Raw genomic sequence first — 21191 nt, 5'->3', positions numbered from 1 at the left:
TGACGGCAACCGGCAAACGCGCGCGATGAGGTTGTTTCGCTCTCTCAGGCTCGTAGGAATCCGCAGCCAAATCACGGCACTGGTGGCGGCCTCGATCATCGCGCTGCACGTCATCATCACCGCCGTCTTCGTGTTCCACCGCGCGGAGCAGCGTGAGCCGGACAGCGAATTCGGACCGTCGCAGCTCACCACCGTGGTTCGGATTCTCGCTCACGCGCCCGCATCCGACCGGCCGAGGGTCATGGCCGACATCACCCGGGCCTTTCCGGACTTCGACATCAAGAGCTATTCAGGGCCGCTGCCGAGCGGCGAAGCGCCGCGGCCAGTGTACCACGGGTTTCGGGCGCTCGGGCCGAGCTACCAGTTTTTCCCATTGCCGCCAGAGGGCGAGAGGCCGGGCGAGATCGTCGTCTTTCCCGACGGCAGCATGATCTCCGCAAGATTCGGCAACCGTTCGCACCGCCCACCGTTCTGGGGCGGTCCGTGGTTCACCACGGTGATGTTCGCGCTGATCAGCATCACCATGCTCGGCCTGTGGGCGGCGCGTGCGTTGACCGCCCCTCTGACCTCGTTTGCGAGGGCGGCCGAAAGCTTCAGCCTCGACGGCGACGCGCCGCTGTTGCCCGAGCGCGGGCCGGAGGAGATCCGCTCCCTGGCGCGCGCCCTCAATCGCATGCGCGAGCGCATCACCACCCTGATCGACGATCGCACCAAGATGCTGGCCGCCATCAGTCACGATCTGCGCACGCCGCTGACGCGCATGCGGCTGCGCTGCGAATTCGTCGAGGACGAGATCCAGCGCGGCCGCATGCTCGCCGATCTCAACCAGATGCATGCGATGCTCGGTTCGGTGCTGTCGTTCCTGCGTCACGGCCGCAAGCTCGAACCGATGACCCTGGTCGAGGTCGCCAGCATCCTGCAGCTCGTGGCCGATCAATTCACCGACATGGGACACAAGGTCTGCTATGTCGGTCCCGCGCATGCGATGGCAACCGTACGGCCCGACGATTTGCTGCGCACCGTCACCAACCTGGTCGACAATGCGGTCAAGTTCGGAACCGAGACCGTCATCCGCCTCACGGTCGCGCCGGATGTCTTGACCATCGATGTCGAGGACGACGGCCCCGGCATTTCGGATGCGCATAAGCCGCAGATGCTGGAGCCGTTCGTGCGCGGCGACCAGGCCCGCAACATGGATGAGGCCACCGGCTTCGGATTGGGGCTGTCGATCGCAAAATCGATCGTTGCGGCGCATGGCGGGGACCTATCATTGCACGATCGCGAGCCGCACGGGCTGATCGCCCGCATTCGCCTCCCCCTCCGCCAGGCGCCGCGGCTGCGTCCCGCGGCATAGTAAAGCGCGCCCGGACAGGCCGAGCGCGCTCTTGTCATGACACAGCCGAGATCACCCGGACCCGCTTACTCCGAGTACTTGAACTGGGGCATCTGCTTGAGCTGATCCTTGGTCGCGTTGACCATCGCGTGGTCCGGATACCAGCGGCTCGCGCGCGAGGTGCTCGAAGACGAAGAGCCCGTGGCGGCGCCCGTCGTGGTGGTCGAAGCCGGCGGGGCTGCCGAGTTGGAGCCCGAAGCCGGTGCATTGGAGGCCGTATTCGCGGCGACCGGCTGCTCGGAGAACTTCACCTGGTCGAACGGGATCGCAACGAGGTGCTCGCCCATGCCGAGGAAGCCGCCGACGCCGATGACGACCGCCTTGATCTGCCCGTTCTTGTCGGTCAGCAGATCATCGATCGAACCGATATTCTCGTTGTTGTTGTTGTAGACCTTGACGCCAGAGAGCTTCGAGGCACGCCAGTCGCCCTTGTAAGACGCTGCGGTGGTATCGCCGCGAACCGTCGTTGTCGTGCTGGTGGTTGAGGTCTCTGCAGCGAATGCTGCGCTTGCAAGCAGCAGTGAGCCGGCAAGGCCGGTCAAAACAGTCTTCGTCACCATCGGATGTCTCCCTCTCGGTGAATGGTGACGAGAGAACTGCAAGAGCCTGTCAGCGTTCCGCGGGAACCACGATTTCGCAATTGGCGGCGCCGTCCATCGTGCACCGCGATATGGCGCGAACGCCGCAATCGGAATGAGCACCGCACGCCGGTCGTATCAGGCCGCAAGCGCGCCGTGGCCGTAATCAGCATCGGGAGAAAATGCGAACGCCTCGAAGTGGTAATCACATGCGCTGCAGTACCAAAGATAGGCCGTACCGTTCTCCCTGCTCTCCACCCATTCGGGCAGAGCGATCGGCTTGCCACATTGGGCGCAGGGGTTGTTATGCGGCAGCTCCGCGACAAACGCGGCAAGAGTTGAGCGGAGAAAGCCATTCGACAGATCGGCGGATGACATGCGGGCCATGGCGCGCTCCCTCTCGGTTTCAAGATTTTTTGATGAGTAAGCTCGAGTGAGTAAGCTTGGCTGTCCAACTCATCTGCTTGTCATGAAGCATACGGCCGGACCGCGGCTTTTTCACGACGTTTCGGCACGCGTGCGACACCTCGCCTCGCCTGATCGACTTTATTTGATGGAACTGATCTGTAGCGGAACTAATTTCCTCAACTAACAGTTTGGAATGGTTTCGCGCCGAAATCGGCGACGAGCAGGCCGAAGACGAAGCCGCCGTGCAGATCGGCCCACAGCGCCACCAGCAGCGGGAACGGCCCAACACAGGTGGCTGCGCGAGCAGATGCGGCAAGACCAGGAGCAGCGCGTAGAGGCCCCGCCCGACCCAGAGCGGCAATAGGCCGCCTGCGGGGTGAGCGGCAGTCTCAGCGTAGGCGACGAACGGCGTCATCGCGTGCAGGTCCCTGGACGGCGTCCACCAACCCATCGCCGGCGAGAATTCGGGTAAATGGCCACCCATGCATGCCTGCCACGGCAATGTAAGTCCGATTTTCGCCATATTCTTGCCCGGCGAACGCGCCATTTACGGTGCGTAAATCATGTATGCGCGCGGGCGGGGGTTGCTTCGCACGCCTGGTTCCCGGGGGATCCTGAAACGATGAAACGTCTCGTGCTGTCGGCCTGGCTCGCAGGCCTTGTGCTCGCGGGCGCTGCGCCGGTCACCGCGGCTGAAGATGCCTCCACCGAAGCCGCCGCCAAGCCGGGCAACAGTGACGCGGGAAAGACCGGCAGCTCGGCCGCGGCGAAGCTGGCCGGTGCCAAAACTCAGACCAAGACCGGCAAGGCTCAGAGCAAGACGTCCGCCGCCGCGCTGCGCAAAATGCCGACCGCGGTGACCAAGACGGCGCGGGAGGCGGAAGCCATCGAGGCCGTCAGCACCACCGACCCTTCATCCGTGCCGCTGGCGAGCGCAACCGAGACGGCCGACGCGCCAGCCTCCGAGGCGAGCAGCCAGCCGCAAACGGCGGACGCCAGCGCCACCGAACGACCTGACGATGCCGCCGCGAGCCCGGATGCCGACAAAAAGGCGGCCGAGGCAGAGCCGAAGCACATGAACACCGGCCATCCGCAGATCGACGCGCTGGTCGCGATCCACGCCAAGGCCAACAATGTGCCGGAAGCGCTGGTGCATCGGGTGATCGTGCGCGAGAGCAAATACCGGAAGGATCTGGTCGGCAGCTGCGGCTGCATCGGGCTGATGCAGATCAAGCTCGGCACCGCGCGCGGGCTCGGCTACGCCGGCGATGCGCAGGGCCTGCACGATCCCAACACCAACCTGACCTATGGCGTGAAATACCTGGCCGGCGCCTATCGCGCCGCCAATGGCGATCACGACCGCGCCGTGCATTATTTCGCCAAGGGCTACTACGAGGTGGCCAAGCGCCAACGCTTCGCCGAGGCGTCCGCCATCGGCAGGCCCGAGCGCGTCCACGCGCCGCTCGATATCACCCCGAAGCTCGCGGGCCTGAAGCATGTCGCCCAGGCCATGCCGGCCAAACTGGCCAAGCACGCCGGGACCGCGGCGAGATAGCCTCGCCGGGCATAGCCGGTTCCCGCGAGCATGACAGTCCGTTGACAGACGCGGCGATCGGTCTACATTAGCGCCGTTCCGAGGGGAGCTCCGAGGGGGAGCTGAGATACCGCAGCGAGATGCGGTGACCCTTTGAACCTGATCCGGGTCATGCCGGCGAAGGGACAGGGATGCAGCAGACCAAATCTCCACGCGGGGAGTCCCCCGTATCCATCATCGGCGCGGGCATTGCCGGTGCCTGGCAGGCTTTGCTCTTCGCCAAGGCCGGCCATGCCGTCACCCTGCATGAGCGCAGCGACGCCGATTTGATGCTCTCCACCAGCCATTGGGCCGGCGGCATGCTGGCGCCCTATTGCGAGAGCGAGATTTCAGAGCCGGTGATCAGCCGCCTCGGGCTCGCCTCGCTGGAGCTGTGGCGGCGCGAACTGCCGGACACCCCGTTCAACGGCTCGCTGGTGATCGCCCATCCGCGCGACCGCTCCGACTATGAGCGCTTCGCCCGCCGCACTTCCGGCTATCGGCGGCTCGATGCCGCGCAGCTCGCCGAACTCGAACCGTCGCTGGAAGGCCGCTTCCGCGAGGGCCTGTTCTATCCCACCGAAGGCCATGTCGAGCCGCGCCGCGTATTGCCGAAGCTGCACGAGCGCATCATCGCGGCCGGCGGCACGATTCTGTTCAACAGCGACGTCACCGCCGACGACCTCGATGGCTTGGTGATCGACTGCCGCGGCCTCGAAGCCCGCGACACCGAGCCGGAGCTGCGCGGCGTCAAGGGCGAGATGATCCTGATCGAGACCTCGGAGGTGCAACTCGCCCGCCCGATCAGGCTGATGCATCCGCGCTGGCCGCTGTACCTGATCCCGCGCGCCGACAATCTGTTCATGCTGGGCGCGACCTCGCTGGAAGCCGAGGACACCGGCGTCAGCTTACGCTCGGCGCTGGAGCTGCTCGGCGCCGCCTATTCGGTGCACCCCGCTTTCGGCGAAGCGCGCATCCTGGAATTCGGCTCGGGCCTGCGTCCCGCCTATCCGGACAATCTGCCGCGCATCACGGTGAAGGGCGAGCACGAGATCCGCGTCAACGGGCTCTATCGCCACGGCTTCCTGATCGCGCCGGCGCTGGCCGAACTCACGCTCAATTATGTCGCGCGCGGCCAGATCGACAATGAGGTGATGCGATGCGCGTGACCGTCAACGGCGAGGCGCGCGACATCTCCTCGACCTCGGTCGCCGCGCTGCTCTCCGAGCTCGACTACGAAGGCACGCATTTCGCGATCGCGCTGAACTACGACGTCGTGCCGAAGAGCCGCTGGGCGGAGACGCCTGTGAAGGCCGGCGACGAGATCGAGATCATCACGCCGCGGCAGGGAGGGTGATCATCATGTGTCGCTCGCTCACGCCACATACTTCACTGTCGTCCCCGCGAAAGCGGGGACCCATAGCCACCGGCCGTCGTAGGAGCGCTCGATATCTGCCACTCTGCCCGATCGCGAAATCACGCGGTATGGGTCCCGGCCTGCGCCGGGACGACATGGAGAGAAAGAACGCGCCACCCGCTCTATCGTCGTCGCTCGGCTTGACCAGGCGATCCAGTACGCCGCGGCCGATCGATTTGACCGAACCGTCTCTGGAATACTGGATCCCCGCCTTCGCAGGGATGACGGCTTCCGTTGCGAACACAGTCTGGAATGACAGAGACCGCTGATGCCCAGTTTCTACGACAAGACCTTCGCCTCGCGCCTCCTGATCGGCACCGCGCTGTATCCCTCGCCGGCGATCATGCAGGAGGCGATCCGCGCCTCCGGCGCCGAGATCGTCACGGTGTCGCTGCGGCGTGAATCCGCCGGCGGCAAGTCGGGCGATGCGTTCTGGAAGCTGATCCGCGAGTTGAATGTGACGGTGCTGCCGAACACCGCCGGCTGCCGCAGCGTGCGCGAGGCGGTGACCACGGCCAAGCTGGCGCGCGAATTGTTCGGCACCTCCTGGATCAAGCTCGAGGTGATCGCCGATAACGACACCTTGCAGCCCGACGTGGTCGGCCTGGTCGAAGCGGCGAACATCCTGGTCAAGGAGGGCTTCGAGGTCTTCCCCTATTGCACCGAGGACCTCTCCGTCGCGATGCGGCTGGTCGATGCCGGCTGCAAGGTGGTGATGCCGTGGGCGGCGCCGATCGGCAGCGCGAAAGGCATCATCAACCGCGACGCCCTGAAACTCATGCGCGACCGCCTGCCCGACATCACGCTGGTGGTCGATGCCGGGCTGGGCGCACCGAGCCACGCGGCGCACGCGCTCGAGCTCGGCTATGACGCCGTGCTGCTCAACACCGCGGTCGCCAAGGCCGCCGATCCGATCGCGATGGCGCGCGCCTTCAGGCTCGGCTGCGAGGCCGGCCGCACCGCCTACGAGGCCGGGCTGATGGACGCCCGCGATTTCGCCTCGCCCTCCACCCCTGTCGTTGGGACCCCGTTCTGGCATGCCGTATCCTGATAAATTCTATCCGGTCGTCGACTCGCTCGCCTGGGTCGAGCGCCTGACCCAATTGGGCGTCGGCACGGTGCAGCTGCGCGCCAAGGACCTCAACGACGGCGAGGCGCTGCAGATCGTCACCGACGCGCTCGCCATCACCAAGGGCAGCAACACCAAGCTCGTGGTTAACGACTACTGGCGCGCCGCGATCGTCGCCGGCGCTGCGCATGTCCATCTCGGCCAGGAGGATCTGGTCGATGCCGATGTCGCGGCGATCAAGGAGGCCGGGCTGACGCTCGGCCTCTCCACCCATGACGATGCGGAGCTTGCGACCGCGCTCGCCGCCAAGCCGGACTACATCGCGCTCGGCCCGATCTTCCCGACCACCTTGAAGGCGATGCGCTTCGCGCCGCAGGGCATCCCGAAGATCACCGAATGGAAACAGCGCGCCGGCAGCATTCCGCTGGTCGCGATCGGCGGCATCAAGCTGGAGCAGGCCGCAGATATCTTCGCCGCCGGTGCCGATTCCATCGCCGTCGTCAGTGACGTCACGCAGAACGCCGATCCAGATGCGCGCGTGCGCGCCTGGCTCGAAGCCACCGCGGAGCTGGCATGATGCGCGCTGATATTGCGAATGCGTCTGAGAGTGAGTGCTGGCGGCAGCCAGCCGCGAACACGGTGTCCTCCCCTCCCCCTTGCGGGGAGGGGGCGGGGGTGGGGGTCCACGCAAAAACTGTCGGTGTTGCGACCAAACCCCTCGGCACTTTGCATTCCAGAAGAGCGCTCAATCGTAGGCACCGCCTTCCTGATACCCCCACCCCCAACCCCTCCCCGCAAGGGGGAGGGGGGCGCACCGCATTTCGCGCTGACATCTCGCTTCAATCCATCAACACCTCTGGATTCCGGACTCGCGTCTTCGCGCCCCGGAACAACAACAATTGAGAGAAGGAGGACTCCATGAACGTCCGCTCCAACCCCGATACGACCGTTCCCGCCGTCACCACCGGTCCCCTGCCCTCCTCGCGCAAGATCTATGCGACGCCTGATACGGCGCCCGAGCTGCGGGTGCCGCTGCGCGAGATCATCCTCTCCGATGCCGCCGCCGAGCCGAACCTGCCGGTCTACGACACCTCCGGTCCCTACACCGATCCCAACGTCACCATCGACGTCAACGCGGGCCTGCCGCGCAACCGCCAGGCCTGGGTGCGCGAGCGCGGCGGCGTCGAGGAATATGAGGGCCGCGTCATCAAGCCGGAGGACAACGGCAATGTCGGCGCCACGCATGCAGCGAAAGCCTTCTCCGCCTATCACAAGCCGCTGCGCGGCCTTCCCGGCCACAAGGTGACGCAGCTCGAATTCGCCCGCGCCGGCATCATCACCAAGGAGATGATCTACGTCGCCGAGCGCGAGAATCTCGGCCGCAAGCAGCAGCTCGAGCGCGCCGAGGCCGCGCTCGCCGACGGCGAGAGCTTCGGCGCCTCCGTGCCCGCCTTCATCACCCCGGAATTCGTCCGCGACGAGATCGCGCGCGGCCGCGCCATCATCCCCTGCAACATCAACCACGCCGAGCTGGAGCCGATGATCATCGGCCGCAACTTCCTCACTAAGATCAACGCCAATATCGGCAACTCGGCGGTGACTTCGTCCGTGGAAGAGGAAGTGGACAAGATGGTGTGGGCGATCCGCTGGGGCGCAGACACCGTGATGGACCTCTCGACGGGCCGCAACATCCACACCACCCGCGAATGGATCCTGCGCAACGCGCCGGTGCCGATCGGCACCGTGCCGATCTACCAGGCGCTGGAGAAGTGCGAAGGCGATCCGGTGAAGCTGACCTGGGAGCTCTACAAGGACACCCTGATCGAGCAGTGCGAGCAGGGCGTCGACTACTTCACCATCCATGCCGGCGTGCGCCTGCAATACATCCACCTCACCGCCAGCCGTGTCACCGGCATCGTCAGCCGCGGCGGCTCGATCATGGCTAAGTGGTGCCTGGCGCATCACAAGGAGAGCTTCCTCTACACCCATTTCGACGAGATCTGCGACCTCATGCGCAAGTATGACGTCTCGTTCTCGCTCGGCGACGGCCTGCGTCCGGGCTCGATCGCGGACGCCAACGACCGCGCGCAGTTCGCGGAGCTGGAGACGCTTGGCGAGCTCACCAAGATCGCCTGGGACAAGGGCTGCCAGGTCATGATCGAGGGCCCCGGCCACGTGCCGATGCACAAGATCAAGATCAACATGGACAAGCAGCTCAAGGAATGCGGCGAGGCGCCGTTCTATACGCTCGGGCCGCTGACCACGGACATCGCGCCGGGCTACGACCACATCACCTCCGGCATCGGCGCCGCCATGATCGGCTGGTTCGGCTGCGCGATGCTCTGCTACGTCACGCCGAAGGAGCATCTCGGCCTGCCCGACCGCAACGACGTCAAGACCGGCGTCATCACCTACAAGATCGCCGCCCACGCCGCCGATCTCGCCAAGGGCCACCCGGCCGCGCAGCTCCGCGACGACGCGCTGTCCCGCGCCCGGTTCGAATTCCGCTGGACCGACCAGTTCAACCTCGGCCTCGATCCCGACACCGCCAAAAGCTTCCACGACGAGACCCTGCCCAAGGAAGCCCACAAGGTCGCGCATTTCTGCTCGATGTGCGGGCCGAAATTCTGCTCGATGAAGATCACCCAGGACGTGCGCGACTATGCGGCGACCTTGAACGATCCGGCGAGCGTGGGTCTGAGCATCTCAGGCACCATCGAAGACGGCATGGCGCAGATGAGCGCCAAGTTCAAGGAAATGGGGTCGAGCGTCTACCTCGACGCGGACAAGGTGAAGGAGAGCAACAAGGCGTTGTAAGGGTTTGCCATTTGAGAGGACAAGCACATCCAGCAAGAGGCCGGGCCGATTGCCCGGCCTTTCTTCCTGGAGAACTCTTTACATCGTTTCGATCTATAGTAGCATCAACCCAAACTAATTGCGAGCCAACGTATTAAAGTCTTGCGCCTCACATCAAAGCACATTCGCAATCCGTAGATTATCATCATTGGGATTGCTCCCACATCTACTTGCACAACGGCCTTAAAACTACCGACACACCAATCCGCCCAGCCGGGATGAAGGACGCCCGACCACGCCCCTCGATTCTAAACTACTCCCAAGCGTCCGAGAGACTCTACTTCAAGGGAAATATTCGCTTTTTTTGGGAGCAGGAGTCAGCCTGGATAGCCAGGATAGATTTGGCATGGATCTACCTGGCGGCGACACACTTCGAAAAGAATTAGTTAAAATGAAGAATTTGCGCGCGAGTTCATCACTAGCCCGCGCCTACGCCCAACTGAGCGAAGATGAAATTGAAGAAAAACTAACTGAAAGATTCTCGAACTGCACGGCAGGCGAGACCTGCAAGAGGCTGACCACATTCATCTGGAGTCGAATCTACACTCTAAATATCGACGACGCACTTGAGAATGCTTACACAGTAAACGGTTCCCAACAAATTATCGAATCACTGACGCACAAATCTCCCTACGTGAATTCCGACGATGTCAACTTGCTCAAAATTATTCACGTCCACGGATGGGCAAGAAAGCCCGGCGATGGATATGTCTTCTCTTTGGCTGACTACGCCAACAGCATGGGGCCTGGAAGCGCTTGGATAAATGTACTAGCCCAAACAATAGCAACTCAGCCCTTCATCATCGCAGGAACAAGTCTTGAAGAACCAGATCTCGAATACTTTTTGGCGGGACGCAGCAAGAATAGCGTTAGGCGAGATCGGGGCCCTTCATTCCTGATCGAACCATACCCCGACGACGGCACCCTGCGTGACTGTGACCGCCACGGGCTCAACCTCTACCCCGGCTCACTCCAAGAATTCTTAAAAGAGCTGGAGGAGGCCTTTCCATCACGCCCACTCCCTGCTGGCGCAACATTCAGCTTGACAACAGAGCATTTCGGCGGCGCCGTTAGCAGGAAGGACCTCGCGCTATTTTCGCGAGACTTCTCATACGTCATCGCTCATCAAGCGCAAGAGAACGCCGATCTCGGGTTTTATGTGGGACGCGAGCCCAGCTTTTCAGATATTGCGCTGGCACGCGACATCTCGCGCTCAAGCACCACCAGACTTAAGAGCGAAATTCGGCAACGGATCGATGCCAAAGATTGGTCCGTAAATTTCCTAGTCGCCAGCGACAACGCCGGTGGAGGCAAGACTACAATATTGGCTAGGTGCCTCTACGATCTCGCAGGACAAGGTATCCACATATTCGACTACCACAATCTATCGACGCCCGATATTTCTCTAAGCGCAAAAGTATTCAACAGCTTCACCTCTCCGTTCGTAATTTCTTGTGACAATTTCGCCGACCACGCTTCAGCAATAGTCGAACTTTACCGGCAGATACACAGAAGTGACTTCTTAATTGTTGCAACGGAACGCTCATACCGAATGCAGCACGTACGTCAAATACTTGCTGGAAATGGCGTATTCCAAATGGAATTCGCTCCATTCGACTCAGCTGAGGCTCGGGCGCTTATCGTCAAAATGCACGATTACGGCCTAACAAGCTCGAGTTATGACCCCAAAAACCTAGATGCTCTAGCGAATGAATTGACAAACGATTCTATTGCGATAGCCGTATGTCGAATAATGAACGACTTTCGGCCAGTTGAGCGCATCGTCGAGTCTTTGATTACTGGGGCCGACAACAACCGACTGCAACGATATCTTGCATGCGCGCTGGCCAGCTACTGCTACAAACCAGGCCTAGCCTATCAAGTGCTGAACGCTTCATTTCCCGCCCAAGAATTACAGAACCAACTTAGCGTGCGAGATATTCTCCCTCTGACATTTTTCGATCACCACACAAAGGACTATGTTGTCCCCGTCAATCCGATACTAGGACAACGCATCCTTAGGCAAATGTGTAGCCTGGACGAAGGGCTGATGTTGGAAATTTACAGTGCCATAGGAGCCCAGCTAGTCGCGTACGTTAACCGCAGCACCATCATGAAACGAACCCCCGAAGCTCGCCTAGCGGGACGTCTGTTCGACTACGACGAAGTACTCTCTCAATTTCTTCCGACACAATCAGAAGCCTTCTTTCTGGCGATGAAGAGATTCTGGAGCTGGAATTCTCGTTACTGGGAACAATTCGCACTGATGAAGCTGGATCGATTCTTAACGGCAACCGATTCCGATCCTTCAAAGTTACTGAACCAAGCTATCTCGCACGCTAAGCATGCCGTACAAGTCGAACGGCACCCACTTCCACTCACAACACTCGGCAAAATCCTCTTTGAGGAGATGAAACACAATCCAACCAGATTCAAAACAGGCTTCGATGAAGCGTTCACGGTACTCACCGAGGCGATCGCTAAAGAAGGCGGCATGAATCGTATCGTGATCCATCCCTACATGACGCTATTCGGTGGCGTCCAATACTACGTCAGAAATGGCGGTACTTTTGATAGAAAGCAGATCGATAAGCTGAATAAGCTCATTGAAACATCGCGACATTTCTTTTCACACGACAGCAGCTTGATGATACTTGCCAACGAAATTCAGGGACATATTTCGGCTAGATCGAAGCCACTGCGGAGCGTTCCGAGATCATAATAGCGACCAAGAATTCACCCGCAGTGGCCACCCTGAGGGACCGCTAGCTTTCGCGCTTACTTAAGTACGAGCTCATAATGGGCTATGACATCCGCGCATAGACGTCGAGCTACCTCCCTCGATGGAAGGACCAGATATGCCCGTCCACCACATCGCCGCTCCACTCCACATCAAAGCCCCGCCGCTGTCGTTCGGCACCCGGATCGGCGATCTCCTCTTCATCTCCGGCATTCCCGGCTTCGACGCTGATGGCAACCTGCCCGACGGCTTCGAGGCGCAGTTCGCCAATGTCGTGACCAACTTCACCCGCGTGCTCAGCGAAGGCGGCGCCACGATGCGCGGGCTCGTCAAGGTCAACGTGCTGCTGACCCGCGCCGCCGACGTCGCGACCATGAACAGGCTCTATGCCGAGGCGTTCGGCCCGGCGCCCTATCCGGCACGCACCACCTGCGTCGTCGCCGCGCTGCCCGATCCGAAGATGCTGATCGAGATCGAGGGCATCGCCGCGCTTCGGAAATGATAGCTCCGGTGTCACGGCGAACGACCCGGCAGCGGCTGAGGGCGCCGACGTTCTCTTAGATTTGATACATGTCAACGCAACGACATCCACAGGCTGTGGTAGCCTTTTTCCCAATCTGACAAACCGTGGGAGGATGGGATGGAGGTTCGCTCGCTGGGCCAGGGGATCGAAGTCGAGATCGACGTCCGCCCGACATCTCACGGCTACATGCTGATCCACCGCTTGCGCGGCAAGGGCAGCTACACGGTCACCTGCTGCTGTGAGGGCATGGGCTGCGTCAGCAAGACCTGCACATACCCCGACGGCGAGCCGCCGTCACCGACCTGCGACTGCACGGGGTCTTCGCCGTCGATAACGTGTTGAGGCCTTCATCGTCTGAACGTCACGAGACGTGCTCGTATGGCCCGCCTGCGAACCGGACCAGTCAGCACTCCATAGGCCCGACGCACGACAGTCCTGGTGCCAGACAGTTCCTCCCAGCCGGAGACTAACGGATGTCGAATCAAAAGCGCGAAACCCTGACCATCTCACCCGACGGACGGTTCCTGCTCGATGCCACCGGCAAACCCGTGCGACAATTCGTTGAACGGGTCCGATCCTTCGGCCCGATGACCGCGACGATCGGCGGAGGGGTCGAGATCGATCCAGTTGCCGTGCTGGAGAAGGGCCAGTTCGGCCAGGGCTTCAACATCCATCCGTGCAACTTCCGAAAGGAATGCATTGGCTGGGACGCGAACGGCAACTGCACGCAGTGGATCACGACCCACGACATCTGCTACGACGACCCCGAGTGAGACTAAGGATCGGTTCAATGCAGGACATCCTGATCACGCGCATCTGGCACGACCGAGAAGCACGCCTCTGATCTTGCCCCACATTGCGGCGTCGCCGCACTGCCCCTCCCCTGACATCGCTGTGAGCGGTCACGCTGCCACCTTGCCAGCAGCGCGCTTTTGTCGCAGGAGTCCATCGCCCATCCGCAGGCGCGGATCGGCGTCGTCGCGCGCGTTGTCGGCCGTGGCGGCTGGGGTTCTGTTCGTTAGGGGAGATTTCCGATGCGTCGCTTGACCGCTCTCGTTGCCGCCACCGGTATTGCTGCCGCTTCCGTCGTGCCCGCACTCGCCGCGCCTCGGCATGCTGCGCCCGTGGCCGGCTATTACGTGATCCGCTGGGATAACACCGGCATCTGCCAGATCTGGAATACCAACTTGCAGTCCAAGCCGGTCGAATGGCCGTCGACCTACAAGGTCGTGAGCCAGCCGGTTGCGACCTTCGGCGAAGCCAACGCCATCCAGCTCAAGCTGCGCGACGAGCGCCGCTGCACCCTGTAAGGTCCGGCCCGGCGTATGCCTCCGTGCCACGGCGGCCGCCACATGGCGGTCGCCGATCCATGGGCGGAGCGCTGACAGTTCTGCCGCGGGCCATGTGACGGGGGACAATCGCGTTCGACGCCGGCTCCCGGCCTCGCTTGGACGGTCGCGGCCGTATATGCTGGTCGCGGGCGTGCTGCTGCCGCTCGCCCGGGGAGACCGGCATGGCTCAGACCGAGACGTTCATCCTCCGCGCCGCGCTCGACGGCGGGCGCTCGGTCTATCGGGACATCGAAATCGATCCGACCAAGTCGCTGTATAGGCTGGCCGAAGCGATCGTGCAGGCGTTCGGTTTCGACTTCGACCACGCCTTCGGCTTCTACACCGGATTGACGCTGTCGAAGATCAAGGTCGTCCATCCGCAATATGAGCTGTTTGCCGATATCGGCGAGGCCGCCGCCGGAGTGCTCGGCGTCGAGAAGACGCGGATCGCGCAGGCTTTCCCGGAGATCGGCCATACGCTGCTGTTCCTGTTCGATTATGGCGACGACTGGCTGTTCCGGATCACGCTGAAGGCCACCGGGACGAAGCAGCCGAAGCTGCGCTATCCGCGCGTGGTTGCGGCCAAGGGCAAGGCGCCCGAGCAATATCCCGGGCCGGACGAGGATGATGACGACGAGGATGGGCCGCCCCGTGCGATCAATCCGCGCACCGGCGAAATCATCAAGATCGGAAAATCTTGAAAGAAGCGCCTGGGCATGCCGGCGCGGACAGGCGGCACCGCCTGCCCGACCAGCTCGCACCGAACCTGCGCCTCGTCTTCGTCGGCACGGCGGCGAGCGAGCGGTCGGCCGCGACTGGCCATTATTACGCGCATCCCGGCAACCGCTTTTGGCGCACCCTGCACGCGACAGGGCTGACGCCGCGGCTGTATCAGCCGCATGAGTTTCCCGAGCTACTGAAGCTCGGCATCGGCTTCACCGATCTCTGCAAGCACGGCGCCGGCATGGACCATGTCGCGCTGCAGGCCGGCGTCGATGTCGCCGGTCTGATCGAGAAGATGCGGCGCTATCGGCCGCGCACGCTCGCCTTCACCAGCAAGAAGGCTGCAAGCCTGTTCTATGGCCGGCCGACGACCCGGATCGCACTCGGCCGGCAGCCGCCGGCGGCTGACTTCCCCGACATCTTCGTGCTTGCCTCCCCCTCCGGCGCCGCGTCGGGCGCCTGGACGCTTCAGCCGTGGCTGGAACTGGCGGCGCATGTGGCGAGCGCTTAGCTGCTCTCCTCTCGTTCCGGGACGCACAGCGAGCGCGCGCGCAATGACGGCGATGGATTGGGCAGGTCCTGTGCCCGCCGGGCAAATCGATGCGCGATGGCCTCACGACGGCCTCGCGGAAAGCCGGAAAATCGCACCGAAAATCCTCGCGCCGACAGGCGAATTTCGTCCGCACTTTCAACGCGTCGCGCGATGTAAAGCCGCCGGGCAAAAAATATTCTACTTCCGTTTTTCAGAAATTGTGCTTTCCTACGCCTGACCCACCTCCATGCAGAGGGCGTACGCGTCGTCACGATACGCGGAGGCGGGCTGCGATGGCCGTGAGCGCCGCGTTGGACGAACGCCGGCGTTTCGCGGACGGTGAAGTCGTGTGGTCCTGGCATCCCGGTGCTGATGCCAGCGCAATGCGCGCTCCGCGCATTGTCGCAACGGGGGCAAGAAAGCCGGTCCCCGAGGAGATCACGTATAAGCCGTAAAGCCTTCGCGCAGGGAAGGCCGGTTGTTCGGCCGTACCTGTGGTACCTGCCGCCTGCATTTTTTTCGCAGGCGGGCCATGGGTGCTGGCCAAGCATCCGGCCTTCCCTGCGCCCTCTCGATTTTCAGGAGGGACTGACTGCCGCATCACTCGGGCGTCATGCGCCGCGAGACTGCGAAGCCGCGCCAGGCTGTTTGGAGGGGGAGTTCGGGATGTCGCCAGACGTGTCATGCACCGGCGTGAGCGATGTCGCTTCGCTCGACACGACGGAGCACGTGGCAGGCCGCAAGCCGGCCCCTCAGCTGTCAGCGCCCACCTTGCCCGCCGATCCCGTACGCCGAGACGACTTGGATGACGACAAGCGTCTCTGGAATGCTGGATCACCCGCTTTCGCGGGTGACGACAGCTTGTTCGGTCGAAAGACCCGCCGTCTACCGCAGCGTAATCGCAAGCCCCGACAGATCGACATTGGCCAGCAGGCCGACCTGCTCGCCGGAGAGCTCCAGCACCGCGCCCTTCTGGTTGGTGAGCACGATGCCGCGCACGCCGCGGCCGACCGCAAGGCCGGCGCCGGCCGCGCCATAGACACCCTCGACGTCCGACGGACGGTAGATGTTGCTGACGCGACCACGCAGCACGGTGCGCGAGCCGCCGAACACCAGGCCGTAGTCGAGGCCGCCGGTCGAAAGCGGATAGGCGCGGCCGTGGAAGTTCAGAACGCCGCTGCCGCCGGAGCCGCCGATGATCCATCCGGCCTTGTAGATGGTCAGCGTGATGAAGCCGCCATCCGCATGCGCCGTGGTGGGCAGCACGGCGGCGGCGGCAGTCGTGAGTGCCACCAGCGCAGTGCGAAGGAAGGACGCAATGGTCATTGAAAAACGCTCCAGTGGGTGTCGAACGGGAGATGCCGCGGTGAGACCAATCGAATCGGTAGGGCCGAATTTAGCTCCTGGCACGGCGAAGTACATGTGGCGCCTGGCGTAGACGCCCATGACGGAGACCGCGAGGCAAAATACAACCTCAGCGAGCTTTCATCAGCGCATCCTGCGCGGCCGCGAGCTCGCGAAACGCCTCCGCGCTGCCGCCTGTATCCGGATGCATCAGCTTGGCGGCACGGCGAAAGGCGCCGCGGATCTCGGCGCTGGACAGCGGGCCGTCGATCGGCAGGCCCAACAGCTTGCGGGCGCGCTGGTCGGGGCTGAGCGGCTTCGGCTGGGTGCCGCGCCGGCCGAACCGCGGCGTGGTCAATTCGACCAGCACGTCGAGCACGACGAGCAGGCGCCGGCGCGCCGCCTCTTGCGTGGCATGGTCAGCGAGGGACATCGCCGCCGCGCGCACGATCGACAGCGCCTGGCCAGCCGCCTGGCGCAAGGCCAGTTCGGAGCTGTCCCGCGCAATCTCGGAGACGAGCTCGGCCGCCTCTTGCCAATCGATCTCGGGCGCTTGCAGCAGCCGTTCGAGCCCGGCTCTGAGCGATGCGGCGGATATCGTGGTGGTCGCGGCCATGGCGGCCACACTGGCGCGCGGTTGCCGGGCTGCCAAGCATCGGCTGGCGCGGCCGTTAATTTTGCATTTCGCCACATTCCGCGCCGAAATGGGTCGGAGATCTCGCGAAAGAATGGCATTTTGGCGATTTCCCACGCCAATACCCGCAATGGTAGTCCTCGTTAAGGTCTCGTTAACTTTGTCGGACCAGTTTGTTTACGGGCAGGTGCTAGTTGAGTCTCGACTCCACATACAACTTAGGCGGGACTTCAATCCGGAGGTTTACATGTCACGCGAGTTCACACCCTATGCCGCAAGCCCATTCATCATCGAGCCTGGCTCGATCGCGGCGGCGGCGCGCCCCGCCAACGAGGTCGTTCCGCTCCTGATCGGAATGCCGCTCTCGGAGGTCGAGCGCGAGCTGATCGTGCAGACGCTCGCGCGCTGCCACGGCAACCGGACCCATGCTGCCAGGCTGCTTGGGATGCCGGTCCGCACCTTGCGCAACAAGATCCGGATCTATGCGGCTGATGGCGTCGACGTGCCGGCCTATGGGACGTAAGCACAGGGCTTACAGCGCGGCGCCGGCCATCGTTTGATGTTGATCGATCGGGCAAGGCCGGCGCGTATAATTGCTGGTCTCGTCGCGCGTCTGCTAGATTCGCGTGCGAATCAGGAGTTGTACGCGTGGCGCGAAATCCGGCGAGTCGAGGGCATCAGGGACCTGCGGGTCCGCGAGGACCACAGGGGCAGCCGGGACGACGCGGAGCGGACGGCCAGCGCGGCAAGCCGGGGCCGGACGGCAAGCCCGGTCCACAGGGCAAGCCGGGGCCGCAAGGACCGCGGGGAGAAGCCGGCAAACCGGGCCCGATCGGTCCGCAGGGTCCGGCCGGCGCCCCGGGTCCGCAAGGGCCCCGCGGCGAGCAGGGTCCGCCCGGCACCCTGCCGACGATCGATCAGATCATGCCCTGGCTGCATCAGCTCTTCGAGGCGTATGAAGAGTACAAGCGGACGCGCGAGCGCGAGGCGCATGAGCGCGACGCCACCCAGCTTGCGGTGCGCGACATCTTTGCCGCCGTCGAACACGACGATGCGCTGGACGACGCCTTCGAGGACGACGATCCGCATCTCGACGACGCGCACCATCACAAGAAGAAAAAAGACAAGAAAAAGAAGAAGCACAAGAAGCATAAGCCCGACGAGGCGTTCTGACGCTGTCGCACGCCGCGCGCCGATCGTGCTGTTTCAGCGGCCGGCAAATCTCGCCCGCGAGCGCTCCTTGGCCTTGGCCGCTTCGATCGTGCGATCGCGCGTCGGCGCCTGGGTGTGCAGCGAGGTAAGCAGCCGCCGCGCCGCCTCGGAGACCTCCTGCACCGCCCGTTCGAACGCCGCTTCGTTGGCCTGCGACGGCTTGTTGAAGCCGGACAGCTTACGCACGAATTGCAGCGCGGAGGCGTGGATCTCATCCTCCGTCGCCGGCGGCTCGAAATTGAACAGCGTCTTGATGTTGCGGCACATCCCGTTTCTCCGCTCGGATAGGGGTTCCCGGTCTCGAAAGACATCGCCTCGCGCTTATCTTGGCCTAGAATGACGGCCGTTTCACCTGCGGCAATCGACGTCGACAAAGCGAGGCATGAATGACACACGTGACCTATCGGATCGTTCAGCATGATGGCGGTTGGGCCTACACGGTGGACGGCGCTTTTTCGGAGAGTTTTCCGTCCCATGCCGAAGCGCTCGCCGCCGCCACAAGCGCGCCGCTGAGGAACAGCGCACGCCGGGCCGTACCGAGGCGATCGAATACGAGACGGCCGATGGAAAATGGCACACCGAGACGGCCTCCGGCGGCGATCGCCCCGAGACCGAGATCGAGGACAAGCCGTGAATCGCCCTTTCGGCTGCCGGATGGTTCCGTGCTAATCTGCGACCAAGGCCCGCCATCAGAGCGCGTCCATCCGGGGGAGACGAACATGACACGATCAGTCATCGCCGCTATTGCGGCGCTGCTGCTGAGCTCGATAGCGGCACTGGCGAGCGACTATCCGGCACCCAAGCAAGGCGACTTCGTCGTCAAGGATTTCAAGTTCCACACCGGCGAGCGCCTGCCGGAGCTGCGGCTACATTATGTGACCGTCGGCGAGCCCAGCGGCCAACCGGTGCTGGTGTTGCATGGCACCGGCGGCTCGGCGGCAAGCATGCTGTCACCTGCCTTTGCCGGCGAGCTGTTCGGCAAGGACCAGCCGCTCGACGCCACAAAATACTACATCATTCTTCCCGACAGCATCGGCCACGGCAAATCGTCCAAGCCGTCCGACGGGCTGAAGACAAAGTTCCCCGCTTACGACTATGCCGACATGGTCGACGCGCAATACCGGCTGGTGACCGAAGGACTGGGCATCAAGCATCTCAGGCTCGTGATCGGCAATTCGATGGGCGGCATGCACAGCTGGATCTGGGGCACGCGCTACCCTGATTTCATGGATGCGCTGGCGCCGATGGCTTCACAGCCGACCGAGATGGCGGCGCGCAACTGGATGCTGCGCCGGATCATGCTGGACACGATCCGTAACGATCCGGACTACAATGGCGGCAACTACACGAGCCAGCCGCGCATGATGAAATACGCCGTCGTGGCCTACGGCATCGCGTCGGCCGGCGGCACGCTGGCCTATCAGGCGCAGGCTCCGACCGCCGCCAAGGCCGACAAGATGGTCGATGCGCGCCTTGCCGCGCCGATGCCGGCCGATGCCAACGACTTCATCTACCAGTGGGAGTCCTCGCACGACTACAATCCGTCGGCGGACCTCGAGAAGATCGAGGCGCGCGTACTCCTGATCAACTCAGCCGATGACGAGCGCAATCCGCCGGAGACCGGCGTCACCGCTGAGGCTATGAAGCGGGTCAAGAACGGCAGGGTCTACCTGATCCCGGCTTCCACGGAGACGCGAGGCCATCTGACGACGGGCTCGGCGAAATTCTATCTCGAGCCGCTGCGCGAGCTGCTCGCGACGGCGCCGCGGCGGGCGGAGTGACGTGTTCCACGGAGGCTGCCATGCCAAGACTCCCGCAGGTCGCGATGCTGACATGTCTGGCGGCCTTCGCAACGGCAGCCTTCGCTTTCGACAACGGCCAGTTCGAGAACGTGCCGCCGGATATCCGCGCATGGTTCAAGAGCGTGATCGCGCCGAATGGTGTCCCCTGCTGCGACATCTCCGATGGCCATCGGACGGACTACCAAGTGCGCGACGGCAGCTATTGGGTTCCGATCGAGGGGCAATGGATGCAGGTTCCCGCGCATGCCGTCATCCGCGACCGCGGCAATCCCGTCGGTGAGGCCGTGGTGTGGTACGTCCACCACCGCGGCAGCATCGTCATCAGCTGCTTCGTTCCGGCCGACGCCGTGTAAGAGGGCCGAGCGCAGCACCATCACGTAACGAGCCGGCACGGCGATCTGTCCGGAGCCGGCTTTCAATCACTTGCTGGTGCTCTCTACGATCCGAAGTTCGCCAGCGAGAGTGCCTCGATTTAAATGCGAACTTCGGACGCGGAGCACGAGCAGGACTACGAAGATTCGAGACCGCCGACGTGTTTCTGCGTGTAAAGCTCGAGGCCGATCCGATTGATCAGGTCGAGCTGCGTCTCGAGGAAGTCGATGTGGTGTTCTTCGTCCTTCATCAGGTCTTCGAACAGGTCGCGCGTGACGTAGTCCTTGACGCCATGGCAATACGTTGCGGCTTCCTGATAAAGCAAGCGCGCCGAAACTTCGGCCGCGAGATCGCACTCGATGATCTCTTTGACGTTCTGGCCGATCCGCAACGGGTCCAGCACCTGCATGTTCGGAAAGCCATCCAGAAAGATGATGCGGTCGGTGAAGCGGTCCGCGTGGTTCATCTCCTCGATCGATTCCTTGCGCCACACCTTGGCCATCTCGAGCAGACCCCAGTTCTGCAACAAACGGTAATGCAGCCAATATTGATTGATGGCCGTCAGCTCGCTCCGCAGTCCCTTGTTGAGATATTCGATGACCTTGGGGTCGCCCTGCATTGATGTGCTCCGAAAATTAGACACCGCGGCTCGGTCAATAACAGGTTCGCCGAGCCGAGACGACT

General features: G+C 62.9%; 25 protein-coding genes, 1 pseudogene and 1 riboswitch. Of the genes and pseudogenes, 20 read left to right on the top strand and 6 right to left on the bottom strand.

Features of this window, described 5'->3' with window-relative positions; genetic code table 11:
- The first annotated feature begins 25 nt into the window (after window positions 1-25).
- The gene (locus QX034_RS18920; RefSeq protein WP_316173308.1) at window positions 26-1354 is read left to right on the top strand and encodes an ATP-binding protein; all 1329 of its coding nucleotides are present in this window, start codon (window positions 26-28) and stop codon (window positions 1352-1354) included.
- 65 nt (window positions 1355-1419) lie between these two features.
- Here QX034_RS18920 and QX034_RS18915 read toward each other — a convergent pair whose 3' ends face one another.
- Both QX034_RS18915 and QX034_RS18910 read right to left on the bottom strand, forming a co-directional pair.
- Window positions 1420-1953, bottom strand: a complete 534-nt coding sequence (locus tag QX034_RS18915; RefSeq protein WP_315728503.1) for a PRC-barrel domain-containing protein — start codon at window positions 1951-1953, stop codon at window positions 1420-1422.
- Between the two features lie 156 nt (window positions 1954-2109).
- A complete protein-coding gene (locus tag QX034_RS18910) occupies window positions 2110-2358 on the bottom strand; it encodes a hypothetical protein (protein WP_315701005.1) in 249 nt (82 codons plus the stop codon).
- A gap of 643 nt (window positions 2359-3001) precedes the next feature.
- Between QX034_RS18910 and QX034_RS18905 the strand changes: the two genes are divergently transcribed.
- From QX034_RS18905 to QX034_RS18840, 14 genes are all read left to right on the top strand, one after another.
- Window positions 3002-3934, top strand: a complete 933-nt coding sequence (locus QX034_RS18905; RefSeq protein WP_315742743.1) for a lytic transglycosylase domain-containing protein — start codon at window positions 3002-3004, stop codon at window positions 3932-3934.
- 71 nt (window positions 3935-4005) lie between these two features.
- Window positions 4006-4117, top strand: a riboswitch (TPP riboswitch).
- The gene (locus tag QX034_RS18900) at window positions 4105-5121 is read left to right on the top strand and encodes an FAD-dependent oxidoreductase (RefSeq protein WP_315742744.1); all 1017 of its coding nucleotides are present in this window, start codon (window positions 4105-4107) and stop codon (window positions 5119-5121) included. It overlaps the preceding riboswitch by 13 nt.
- Window positions 5112-5309 (top strand): sulfur carrier protein ThiS, encoded by a 198-nt coding sequence (thiS, locus tag QX034_RS18895; protein WP_315701008.1) that lies wholly within the window; start codon window positions 5112-5114, stop codon window positions 5307-5309. The genes QX034_RS18900 and thiS overlap by 10 nt, the downstream gene beginning before the upstream one ends.
- 328 nt (window positions 5310-5637) lie before the next feature.
- Window positions 5638-6420, top strand: coding sequence for a thiazole synthase (locus tag QX034_RS18890; RefSeq protein ID WP_315742745.1), 783 nt, complete (start codon window positions 5638-5640; stop codon window positions 6418-6420).
- A complete protein-coding gene (locus QX034_RS18885; protein ID WP_315742747.1) occupies window positions 6407-7015 on the top strand; it encodes a thiamine phosphate synthase in 609 nt (202 codons plus the stop codon). Before QX034_RS18890 ends, QX034_RS18885 begins: the two co-directional genes overlap by 14 nt.
- Before the next feature lie 341 nt (window positions 7016-7356).
- Window positions 7357-9255, top strand: coding sequence for a phosphomethylpyrimidine synthase ThiC (gene thiC, locus QX034_RS18880; protein ID WP_316195675.1), 1899 nt, complete (start codon window positions 7357-7359; stop codon window positions 9253-9255).
- Window positions 9256-9640: 385 nt separating this feature from the next.
- Window positions 9641-12016, top strand: a complete 2376-nt coding sequence (locus QX034_RS18875) for an SIR2 family protein (RefSeq protein ID WP_316195674.1) — start codon at window positions 9641-9643, stop codon at window positions 12014-12016.
- Between the two features lie 136 nt (window positions 12017-12152).
- Window positions 12153-12536: a RidA family protein gene (locus QX034_RS18870; RefSeq protein ID WP_316195672.1), complete on the top strand. Its 384-nt coding sequence runs from the start codon at window positions 12153-12155 to the stop codon at window positions 12534-12536.
- A 138-nt stretch (window positions 12537-12674) separates the two neighbouring features.
- The gene (locus tag QX034_RS18865) at window positions 12675-12899 is read left to right on the top strand and encodes a hypothetical protein (RefSeq protein WP_315742753.1); all 225 of its coding nucleotides are present in this window, start codon (window positions 12675-12677) and stop codon (window positions 12897-12899) included.
- 131 nt (window positions 12900-13030) lie between these two features.
- A complete protein-coding gene (locus QX034_RS18860) occupies window positions 13031-13330 on the top strand; it encodes a hypothetical protein (RefSeq protein ID WP_315701017.1) in 300 nt (99 codons plus the stop codon).
- Window positions 13331-13591: 261 nt separating this feature from the next.
- Window positions 13592-13867, top strand: a complete 276-nt coding sequence (locus QX034_RS18855; protein WP_315701018.1) for a hypothetical protein — start codon at window positions 13592-13594, stop codon at window positions 13865-13867.
- Between the two features lie 203 nt (window positions 13868-14070).
- On the top strand, window positions 14071-14589 hold the full coding sequence (locus QX034_RS18850; RefSeq protein ID WP_316195671.1) for an IS1096 element passenger TnpR family protein: 519 nt from the start codon (window positions 14071-14073) through the stop codon (window positions 14587-14589).
- The gene (locus QX034_RS18845) at window positions 14586-15122 is read left to right on the top strand and encodes a mismatch-specific DNA-glycosylase (protein ID WP_315750977.1); all 537 of its coding nucleotides are present in this window, start codon (window positions 14586-14588) and stop codon (window positions 15120-15122) included. Before QX034_RS18850 ends, QX034_RS18845 begins: the two co-directional genes overlap by 4 nt.
- 43 nt (window positions 15123-15165) lie before the next feature.
- Window positions 15166-15381: a hypothetical protein gene (locus QX034_RS18840; protein ID WP_315762800.1), complete on the top strand. Its 216-nt coding sequence runs from the start codon at window positions 15166-15168 to the stop codon at window positions 15379-15381.
- Between the two features lie 647 nt (window positions 15382-16028).
- Here the strand turns inward: QX034_RS18840 and QX034_RS18835 are convergent.
- Together QX034_RS18835 and QX034_RS18830 are read right to left on the bottom strand one after the other, a co-directional pair.
- Window positions 16029-16469: a hypothetical protein gene (locus QX034_RS18835; RefSeq protein WP_315701022.1), complete on the bottom strand. Its 441-nt coding sequence runs from the start codon at window positions 16467-16469 to the stop codon at window positions 16029-16031.
- 148 nt (window positions 16470-16617) lie between these two features.
- The gene (locus tag QX034_RS18830) at window positions 16618-17103 is read right to left on the bottom strand and encodes a J domain-containing protein (protein ID WP_316195669.1); all 486 of its coding nucleotides are present in this window, start codon (window positions 17101-17103) and stop codon (window positions 16618-16620) included.
- Window positions 17104-17368: 265 nt separating this feature from the next.
- On the opposite strand from QX034_RS18830, the gene QX034_RS18825 reads away from it, so the two are divergent.
- Window positions 17369-17644, top strand: a complete 276-nt coding sequence (locus tag QX034_RS18825) for a helix-turn-helix domain-containing protein (RefSeq protein WP_315701024.1) — start codon at window positions 17369-17371, stop codon at window positions 17642-17644.
- A 125-nt stretch (window positions 17645-17769) separates the two neighbouring features.
- On the top strand, window positions 17770-18294 hold the full coding sequence (locus tag QX034_RS18820) for a collagen-like protein (protein ID WP_315701025.1): 525 nt from the start codon (window positions 17770-17772) through the stop codon (window positions 18292-18294).
- 33 nt (window positions 18295-18327) lie between these two features.
- Here QX034_RS18820 and QX034_RS18815 read toward each other — a convergent pair whose 3' ends face one another.
- Window positions 18328-18600 carry a DUF2277 domain-containing protein gene (locus QX034_RS18815; protein WP_315762806.1) on the bottom strand — a complete coding sequence of 91 codons (273 nt, stop codon included), beginning with the start codon at window positions 18598-18600 and terminating at the stop codon, window positions 18328-18330.
- A gap of 119 nt (window positions 18601-18719) precedes the next feature.
- Here QX034_RS18815 and QX034_RS18810 point away from each other — a divergent pair.
- The 3 genes and pseudogenes from QX034_RS18810 (at window position 18720) to QX034_RS18800 (ending at window position 20488) form a co-directional block, all read left to right on the top strand.
- Window positions 18720-18967, top strand: a pseudogene (locus QX034_RS18810) (DUF2188 domain-containing protein).
- A gap of 85 nt (window positions 18968-19052) precedes the next feature.
- On the top strand, window positions 19053-20114 hold the full coding sequence (locus QX034_RS18805; RefSeq protein ID WP_315701027.1) for an alpha/beta fold hydrolase: 1062 nt from the start codon (window positions 19053-19055) through the stop codon (window positions 20112-20114).
- A 20-nt stretch (window positions 20115-20134) separates the two neighbouring features.
- Window positions 20135-20488: a hypothetical protein gene (locus tag QX034_RS18800; protein WP_409977735.1), complete on the top strand. Its 354-nt coding sequence runs from the start codon at window positions 20135-20137 to the stop codon at window positions 20486-20488.
- 155 nt (window positions 20489-20643) lie between these two features.
- Here the strand turns inward: QX034_RS18800 and bfr are convergent, their stop codons facing one another.
- Complete coding sequence (bfr, locus tag QX034_RS18795) at window positions 20644-21126, bottom strand: bacterioferritin (protein ID WP_315701028.1); 483 nt, start codon at window positions 21124-21126, stop codon at window positions 20644-20646.
- Between the last annotated feature and the right edge of the window lie 65 nt (window positions 21127-21191).

Origin of the sequence: Bradyrhizobium sp. SZCCHNR3119 (assembly GCF_032487775.1) — a bacterium.
In the GTDB taxonomy this organism is placed as follows: Bacteria; Pseudomonadota; Alphaproteobacteria; order Rhizobiales; family Xanthobacteraceae; genus Bradyrhizobium.
Note: the sequence above shows the minus strand (reverse complement) of the source record. Positions and strands in the feature narration are given on the sequence as shown.